At 59.9% G+C, this 1,241-nt stretch carries 1 protein-coding gene; it reads left to right on the forward strand.

Translation table 11 applies throughout. The features are described from left to right. The first annotated feature begins 62 nt into the window (after positions 1-62). Positions 63-1,210 (forward strand): IS3 family transposase gene (locus QTI66_RS39495; protein WP_444815102.1). Its coding sequence is split into 2 segments (ribosomal slippage): positions 63-330 and positions 330-1,210, totalling 1,149 coding nucleotides; the frame shifts between segments, so codons are not numbered across the junction. The last annotated feature ends 31 nt before the right edge of the window (positions 1,211-1,241 follow it).

Raw genomic sequence — 1,241 nt, forward strand, 5'->3', positions numbered from 1 at the left:
TTGGGCTGCTGCCGGTTTCAAAGACACCTTGTTAAGGTGTGAAATGAAACCGGAGGTGGTTTATGGGAACGAGAAGGCAATTCAGCCGAGAGTTCAAGCTTGAGGCAGTCAAGCTGGTCAAGGAACGAGGTGTGTCGGTGGCGCAAGCCGCACGCGATCTCGATGTGCACGAGAACGTGCTGCGCAAATGGGTACGCGAGGCGACGGCCGACCCGCGGCAGGCATTTCCCGGCCAGGGCGTCATGAAGCCCGAGCAGGCCGAACTGGAGCGCCTGCGCAAGGAGAACGCCAAGCTACGCATGGAGCGTGACTTGTTGAAAAAAGCGGCGGCCTACTTCGCCAAGGAGTCGATGTGAAGTTCGGCTTTATTGCGAAACACCGAGGGGTCTGGCCGCTGAGGATGATGTGCGAGACGCTCGGTGTTTCGCGAAGCGGGTTCTATGCGTGGCTTGACAGGCCCAGAAGCCGGCGCAGCCTGGACGACGAGAGACTCGGTAACCACGTGCGCCAGAGCTTCCTGGGCAGTGATCGCACCTATGGCGCTCGGCGCGTCTGGCATGACGTGCTGGAGCTGGGACAGCGTTGTGGCTTGCACCGCGTGGAGCGACTGATGCGCGAGCAAGCCCTTCGTGCAAGGCCGCGTCGGCGAGGGCTGCCTCAAGACCGAGGAGCGCGCAGCGCCGTTGCCGACAACGTGCTCGATCGGCAGTTCAAGGCCGATGCGCCCAACCAGAAATGGGTGGCCGACTTCACGTACATCTGGACGGCCGAAGGATGGCTTTACGCAGCTGCTGTGCTGGACCTTTACTCGCGACGCATCGTGGGCTGGTCAATGCAAGACAGCATGACATCGCAGCTCGTTGCCGACGCATTGATGATGGCTGTGTGGCGTCGTGGCAAGCCGATCGCACTGCTGCACCATTCGGATCAAGGCAGTCAGTACACCAGCGAGCACTTCCAGCAATTGCTCAAGGAGCAAGGCATCACGTGCAGCATGAGCCGCGCAGGCGAGGTCTGGGACAACTCGGCAATGGAGAGCTTCTTCAGTTCATTGAAAACCGAGCGCACGGCCAGAAAGGTCTACAGATCCAGGGAGGAGGCTCGCGCCGATGTCTTCGATTACATCGAGCGTTTCTACAATCCGACGCGTCGTCATTCAACGCTCGGCTACGTCAGTCCGATAGAGTTCGAGAAAGCTCAAAAAGCTTAGGCCAGTGTCCACGAAACCGGCAGCAGCCCAG

The sequence above is a fragment of the Variovorax brevis genome, assembly GCF_030317105.1.
GTDB lineage: Bacteria > Pseudomonadota > Gammaproteobacteria > Burkholderiales > Burkholderiaceae_C > Variovorax > Variovorax brevis.